Below are 7407 nucleotides of genomic sequence, written 5' to 3'. Positions count from 1 at the left end.
AGACGACGCCAGATTGCCAATCCCCTCGCCGTCGAGGGATTGGTCACAAATACAACACAACCATGCACGGTATCGATTTTAAAACCCTCAGGCTTCGCCGCAAGGCGGAACCCGAGGGACCCAGATACTCAGTGACGCATGTCGCACCGGCTCCATTGCCTGGTGGCTATAGCGTCGGTGTCCCACCCGATCCCATTCCGAACTCGGCCGTGAAACCCGACTGCGCCAATGGTACTATCGCTCAAGCGATGGAAGAGTAGGTCGTCGCCAGGCATTGAAGCCCGTGCAACATGCAGCACACATATCACAAACCCATTCACAACGTCGTCTACACCCAACGTCTGCAACCGCAGACCGTCGCGGGGTGGAGCAGCCCGGTAGCTCGTCAGGCTCATAACCTGAAGGTCACAGGTTCAAATCCTGTCCCCGCAACCACCACCATAGAACTCGACATGCCGCCCCTCGGGGCGGCGTTGTCGTTTGTGGCAAAGGCGACGAGGTCTGCGACCTTGGCGACGACCTCCGCCTCGGGACCATCCCTGCCGTCTGGGTAGATCGTCACGCTTTCGATAAGCGACGACAAGATCTCTGCAGCTTCGCCGCGGACCGTCTCCTCGTCAAGCGCCTCGCGCAACCGGCTAACTTTCTCCTTGAACAGTTGCTGCACCGCCGGATGCGACAGGATCGTCGCGGAGGGCGCGACCGCTGTTGGCGTACTCAGCTCTCCTTCAAGGCGCGCTTTCTCGGCCTCGCGGTCGCCAAGTAGCTTCAGCAGAGCGGGGCTAGCCACCGCGGCCAGCATGTTGGCGGCCAGCGTGTCGATCTCGCGGGTGACTACGGCGAGGCGGTCGATGATCGATTGATCCTGCCTCGCCGACGTGCTCGTCAGCCGCGCCAGCTCCCGCTGGAACTCGTCCGCGAACAACCGCGCATGATCCTCGGTCAGCAACTGGTGTTGCAAAATCGAGAGGGTCGCCGTTTCGAGAGGGCCCTTTCGGACCGAGACCGTGTTCGAGCAGGTGCCGCGCTCCTTCTGACCGGCGCAGCGATAATAGTCCTTGCCCGAGATAGTGTAGCCCGACCCGCAGCAGCTGCAGCGGACGAGACCCGACAGCAAGTGCTTCCTGCGGTTCTGACGGGCGACCGGAACATCGGTGCTGGGACGCGAACGCTGCTTGATCTGTGCCTGAACCGCGCTCCACTGTGCGTCATCGACAATACGCAGATCAGGCACGGCGACCTCGATCCATTCTGAATGTTCGCGTAGGCGATAGCGTCGCTCGCGCTTCTCGCTGTCCGGGTTGCGACGCCATTGCCGGCGTCCCCATACCAGCCGGCCAACATAAAGCGGGTTGTTGAGAATGCCGGTCGCCTTTTTCGGGTCGCCGCGGACCGTCGAGGCATTCCATTGCCCGCCGCGCGGACCGGGCACGCCGTCGGCATTCAGCCTGGTCGCAATTTGGATGGAAGACGCTCCGGCCGCGAACTCGGTAAAGATCCGCTCGACGATTGCGGCCTGTGCCTTGTCGACCTCCAGCAGGCCGCGAACGCGCTCACCGCGGTCATCGAGGCGGATGACCCGCCTGTAGCCGTAGGAGCGACCACCGGCGCACCGCCCCGCAAGCACTGCCGCCTCCATGCCGCGCAGGGTCTTGTCGACGAGGTGCTTGAGGAAGATCGCGCCCAGCAGCCCGGCAACCGCGAACTTGATCTCGTCGACATGGCCCTCGCTTACGGTGTGCAATTGCACACGGTGGTAGGCCAGCTTCTTGCCGAGCCACGCGACATCCTCCGCATCGCGCGCAAGCCTGTCGAGCGCTTCGCAGACGATCAAGTCGACTGTTCCCGACTCGATGTCCGCCAGCAGTTTCCTCAGGCCGGGCCGATCACGGCGATAGCCGGACTGCTCGGGGTCGTGATAGGTCGCCATCACCGCGCCGCCAACATAGGCGACAAGCTTCATGCACGATTCTGTCTGATCAATACTCGACGTAGCCGTTTGCATCGCGGTCGAGTGGCGCCCGTAGAGGACGATGCGGGGGGCAGGGCGCATCAGCATGGCGGAGGAGCACCTTGTGTCAGGAGTACATTAAGCAGCGGGTGTGTCGGGATCATTGGTTGCCTGCGAGGCGGATGCGCAGCGTGCATAATGTTCGGCTGCCGCCTGCCTCGCCATCAGTCGGACGAGCTTTTTCATGCCGATGGCGAAGGCTGGATTGGCAGCGTGCGATGGGTTGGCGGGAGCAGGAGTGGCAGCGGGTCTCATCCATGATGGGATGAAGGCTCGGACGATGAGCGGACAGGGTACCTAAAACTGCTGCGGCGATCATCGCCGCAGCCACTCCGCGGGCGAGATCTGAAGCAGGGCCGCACCGTGCGGCGGCTTCGAGTCTGCCAAGAGCTTAATGACCCGCTGATGCAGTTTTCTGCCCGCCTTGTTGTCGGGGTCGGTACTCGTATCGCCGATATGCCGGTCGCAAAGGCTGATCGCCTTCAGCGCGGTGGCAGTCCGGCGCACGCGGTTGGCGGTGCCAGGCAAGGCAGGCGGTGTCGGCGCCGCCATCGACACCTGCTGTCCTTCGTCGATGGCGTGGAGTGCCGCATCCAGTCGACCGGGCAGGGCGATAAGGTTCATGGCCAGGACGGTAACGGCCTCCGGAACCGACAGTCCGAGCTGTGCCTGCGCGAAGCTCTCCTTACCCATCCCATCGGTGCGAAGCATCTTCGGGGTGATGGCGGTCAGCGGCGCGATCTCGGTCTGGATGCTTGCAGCTATGCGCGGATTCGCTGTGGCGTCGAACGCGGCGGGACCGATGCGTTGGTAGATGCGGCGTGCCATCGAAAGGAGCCGATGATCATAGGCGAGCCGGCCGCTGGCGATCGCGCGATCCAGCGTTTTTCTACCCGAGCCGCCCCCTGCCATGCCGAGAAACTGGTCTAGGCGTCTAGAGGGTTTGACGAGCCGATCAATAAGAAGGGTGCCTTGCCTCGCCCAAGCTGGATCGTCATCGACGAAGCGCGGACCCATCGGCTCGGTCGCAAGGCGTCGTAGATACTCGGCGAGGAGTCGGGCGCGGACGACACCGAGGAGCAGTGCGTGGTCGCGTACGACTGCGCGGAGAAGCGTTCGCTGGTCGGGTGAGTCAGGTGCCAGCAGGTAGAGGCCGGCAAGATCGCCTCGAAGGAGAAGCCGCCAGCCGATGGCAGACGAGGCGCGAAGTGCCTGCAGGTTTACCGTGTGCCGCACGATGTCGAACCCGAGATCCTTCTGTAGTTGGTCGACGTCGGCGATCGTCGTTCCGCCCGTCAGCATGCGCGTTACCCATACGCCGATGCTGCCGGGCAGGCGATAGTGGCGGGGAAATACCAGCGGCTTGAGAAGCAGCTCGCCGGAAAGATGGCGAAGGTCTCGCTGCCGGCCCTCGACAGCAACCTTCAGTGTGTATTTCCTCCAGGTGACGTCGGCGCGAAGGGCGGAAGGCGCCACCGGCTCTTGTCGCTGGTCGTTCAGGACCGAGGAGATATAGGCAGCCGCCAGATCCTCGATACGGCTCAAAGGAGTGCCGCTGGAGAAGAGGGCGTGGTTTACGAGGCTCGCGGGGCGATGACGACCGACGAACGGCACCGTGTTCAAGTATGTGTTCATAGAGAATACTCAGGTCAGCGCATACGGTCCCTGGAACCGTATCGATCAACCCCGAAGGGCGTTTGCTGACCCGCACTCGCAGCGGCGGGAGACGGAAAGGCGGGGTTGATAGCGCGCCCCGGCGACCTGCATGCAGCCGCTCCAGGTGGCGACCATGAACCTAGTGCTTCGTTCGCGCATCTCAAAACGAAGCTTACTGAAAAATAATCTGCAGACGCTTTCGTGTCTAGCGCTTAATTCAAGCACGGTAAAACGACCGGTCGCCGTATACCGATACTGGGCCAGCCATCCGATACGACCGGCGATACGAGCGCCCGTGCGAGTGGCTGCGGTCGTGTCTCACCGAATGGTGTAGTTGAGGCGGCGTTGCCGCATCGATGTCCGGTCAGCCCCGGATGCTCACGCGGCCGCCTGCGGCGATTTGGGATCGGACCACCGCGCGGTGAGATCAATCGCGGGTTAGAATGAGATAGCGCGCGAAAGCGTGGCCACGTCTCTGCGCAGCTGGAAGCGATGGTCAAAGCCGAGCCGCTGACACCGCCCGCGTGGGGGCGCTCCGCCGCGATCCAAACGACCGTCGCCGGTCGATCTTGCCGGAAATGGTTAAATACTCAGATGGACGGCAAGACCGCGTACCCATCTGGATCAGTGCTTCAACGTCGTCACAGCCTGCGACTTTGCGTAAGATTGGCTGAACAGGGATGAAAACGTGGTTAATTCGGAACCGCTCGCGGAGGTCGTCCGGTATCACGAACGCGAGGTAGCCGATGCGCTCGTCGATCGTTCGTTTGCCGCGCGGCGCTGGTGCTTAGTAGGAAGGTCTGGCGCGGTGATGCAGCGCCGGTCTTTGCTCGTGCGATAAGCCACGGAGCGGCTTCTAGGCCCAGTTGCCCGGTTATGGGCAACTAGGCGATCCGCTCTTGGCATCGTTGCAAAGCTTGCGCGACAATCACTATCTTCTCGTTGTCGCCTCCGGCGCATGACTCTCGCGAGATGGAACGATGTCCGACAGTAACCCTGCCCACCCCAACATCGAGGCGACGCCGGAAATCATCGCGCTGCTGGAAGCGGAGATCGTCAGTTATAACACTCGCCGCGTCAAATTGCTTGAGGCAGTGGTTGGATTGACGGCGAACCGGCGAGTGGAGGTGTTCAGGCGTCACCTCGAAGGATTGACGCTGAAGACTACCTACAACGCGCATCGGATAAGGGCCCTCAAGGCCTTGGTTGCCAAGCTACGGGACGAGCTGAAACCCTTGGTCGAGCAAGTGGTGGTCAAAGAATTGGCGATTCAACTCGCTGAGGTAGAGGTGGCGCTCTACGAAGAGGCAGAACAGGAAATTTTGCGAGAGCGCGCTGTCAAGAGGGAGACAGGGCTTTACGCGGATACGGCCCGGTTCATTGATCTGCTATACGATGCGCACGAAATAAGCCGCGACGATTTCGCCGCACTTACGTCAGAAGACGTTGCGGCCGTCGCAGCCCTGATCAATGAGCGCGTAAGCGCGCGATTAAAAGGGGATCTATGCGCTAATAGTTCTGATTTCGCTAGCAAGTTTTAGGTCTGCTAATGTAAGAATAGTGGATAGTAGGTCAAGAAAGATTATAATTATCTTTGCCGGATTGGATAATCATGAAAACTGAGCATCGGAACGGAAAATTCGTCCGAACGCAGATCTATTAGTAGATTATGTGGTTAAATGGATCGAACTCACCTAGGCCTGGCTTCGGATCGGCAAGTAGTTCTTTGGCCATTTCGCGAAGTAGCGCAAACCGGCTACTGTCCGCTTTGCGCAGCTTGAACCCTGCTGCTTCCCACTTATCACGCGCCGTCCAATCCGGGGCGATGCTGAGGTAGCAGGCAGACGCCTGGAATAGCGTAAGGTGATCGAGCGGCACGGTCGGCGGCGGTGGGCCGACATCCTGTGCATACTGGAACACGGCACGGCCAAGCTTTAGCAGAGTTCCATCGACCAGGCCGATTCCCGTCGCAGCCAAAGTGAGATCGTCGCAAGCGAAGGGGACGGCGGGAAGGGCGGTGGCGATCAACTGATGGTCGCTACCCCGCTCGGCAGCGACCGGCATCAGGTATAGCAGCCGACGACAGTGGGCTTCGGCTATTTCGCTGGATAGCGGTAGGGGATCGCTGGTCAGATACACTGTTGAAGGCAAGCGAGCGCCGGTTACCACGGCGCGCCAATCCGCATAGGCCGGCTCCTCCTTTGTCAGCCGATCAAGCACGTGCCTGTCCTGTCCATATTCGGACGAGGCGAGCATGCGCTTTCCAAACGCCACCAGTTCATTTTCACGGCGTCTATCCCGGTCTTCCACGGCGGCGAAGTAGACGGCGGGCTCGGCGCCGGCTGGAAGGCTCGATGCGACATCAGCGTTGGTCGAGCGTGGCTGTTTGCGGCCCGCGTGCTCTGCCCATTCGCGCGTCGCGTTGGTGATGCTGGCACGAAGGTGGCCGAGGAAAGCCTTGTCCGCGCCGAAATCGGCCAAGTACCGTCGCAGTTCGGCATCCTTTGGCTGGGATACTGCTCGCATCAGCGGCCAAGCCGAGCCTAGCGCTACTTTGGCACCGATTGCCTTACGCAATTCGCGCATCAGCGTGGCGGCGATCAGTAAACCCAGTTCAGTCCGCTGCTTGCGCGCTATCCTTGCCTGCACTGGCCCAGGCTTGTCAGCCGTCCGCTCATATCGTGTTAGGATCCGCGGTAGATAGGTGCCGGCGGAGCCTATCTTGTTCCCTGGTTTCCGGACAGGGATGTGAGCGGCGACGTCGAACCTTCCGTGGGCGATCGCTTCAATCCAGGCGCCGACATCCGGCTCCGAGCCGACCAAGGCTTCCATCAGCAGCGGCAGCATGGTTTTGCGGCCGATGTGAACGCCCCCCGTCTCGTTCTTGTGGCCATGCTCCGTGACGAGCATGTGGAGCATTCGTTTCGTCATCTCCGCAGCAGTGACGACTACCCGGCCGTCGCCATCCCTAATTTCCATGTGCTGCCGATAGCTCTCCACCTCCTGCGTTGTCAGGAACTGGTCGAGGTCGACGAAAGTCTCCGCGGCTGCGGCGCCGGGTTCAACATCTCTGCTGGTCATAGCGGAGGAAATTGCCACGCAGAGCCTGACAAGTGGTGAATCGAGCCTCACAATTTGCGTCCGCCACCTCACAAAGGGATCAGGCAGGACATTACAGAAGGGGTAGGGCGCCCTAACAAAAAGAAGCGACGAGGGCCTTGCAGACCCTCACAAACAGTTGAGGCGCAATACCGCAAAAGTGCCGCTACCACTTTTGCTTTGGCGGCGCGTGCGCGCGACGCGGCCTGCGGCCGCTGTGGAGGCGGCGCCTCCAGGTCCTCCGATGCCGCTACGACGGCAGCTCCGGAAGGCGGACTGGTGAGCAGCACGTGTAGGCCGGTTATAAGAGTAAGGAGCCCGATGGGGCTTTAGCATCTATTCCGAGTGTAGGCGTGCGAAGTGAAGCGACCCTACAGCTCCTCGTTCGCCCACGTCGCGGCGGTGCCGATCTGCCTCAGCCCAAGCCCGATGCCGGTCCGTAACGCGCCGATTACGTCCGCCCGCCTGATTGGATCTTGGGCCATCATCTAGCTGCCCTGGCCGAGTGTGGGAATGAACCGCGCCGGGTTTGTCGGAGGCTCCAACTCCTGAGAAGGTGGAGCCATGACGAGCAAGACGACGAACAAGTTTGCGCCCGAAGTCCGCGAGCGGGCGGTACGGATGGTTTTCGATCACGAGCG

Annotated in this window: 4 protein-coding genes, 1 tRNA gene and 1 rRNA gene; 3 read left to right on the top strand and 3 right to left on the bottom strand. The window is 61.3% G+C overall.

Annotated features, from left to right (window positions below; genetic code table 11):
• Nucleotides 1-158: 158 nt before the first annotated feature.
• Nucleotides 159-273 (top strand): 5S ribosomal RNA (gene rrf / locus SPHN_RS18250).
• Between the two features lie 85 nt (nucleotides 274-358).
• Nucleotides 359-435 (top strand) — tRNA-Met (locus SPHN_RS18245).
• Here the strand turns inward: SPHN_RS18245 and SPHN_RS18645 are convergent.
• Both SPHN_RS18645 and SPHN_RS18235 read right to left on the bottom strand, forming a co-directional pair.
• Nucleotides 392-2005 (bottom strand): recombinase family protein, encoded by a 1614-nt coding sequence (locus SPHN_RS18645; RefSeq protein ID WP_432715115.1) that lies wholly within the window; start codon nucleotides 2003-2005, stop codon nucleotides 392-394. The genes SPHN_RS18245 and SPHN_RS18645 overlap by 44 nt on opposite strands.
• Before the next feature lie 321 nt (nucleotides 2006-2326).
• The gene (locus SPHN_RS18235; protein ID WP_248525260.1) at nucleotides 2327-3646 is read right to left on the bottom strand and encodes a hypothetical protein; all 1320 of its coding nucleotides are present in this window, start codon (nucleotides 3644-3646) and stop codon (nucleotides 2327-2329) included.
• A gap of 1001 nt (nucleotides 3647-4647) precedes the next feature.
• On the opposite strand from SPHN_RS18235, the gene SPHN_RS18230 reads away from it, so the two are divergent.
• Nucleotides 4648-5208 (top strand): hypothetical protein, encoded by a 561-nt coding sequence (locus SPHN_RS18230; protein WP_248525259.1) that lies wholly within the window; start codon nucleotides 4648-4650, stop codon nucleotides 5206-5208.
• 118 nt (nucleotides 5209-5326) lie between these two features.
• Here the strand turns inward: SPHN_RS18230 and SPHN_RS18225 are convergent, their stop codons facing one another.
• The gene (locus tag SPHN_RS18225) at nucleotides 5327-6766 is read right to left on the bottom strand and encodes a hypothetical protein (RefSeq protein ID WP_248525258.1); all 1440 of its coding nucleotides are present in this window, start codon (nucleotides 6764-6766) and stop codon (nucleotides 5327-5329) included.
• Nucleotides 6767-7407 lie beyond the last annotated feature (641 nt).

Source organism: Sphingomonas faeni, assembly GCF_023195535.1.
Taxonomy (GTDB): Bacteria; Pseudomonadota; Alphaproteobacteria; order Sphingomonadales; family Sphingomonadaceae; genus Sphingomonas; species Sphingomonas faeni_B.
The sequence above is the reverse complement of the archived record's forward strand: the minus strand, read 5'-3'. Positions and strand labels throughout refer to the sequence as shown.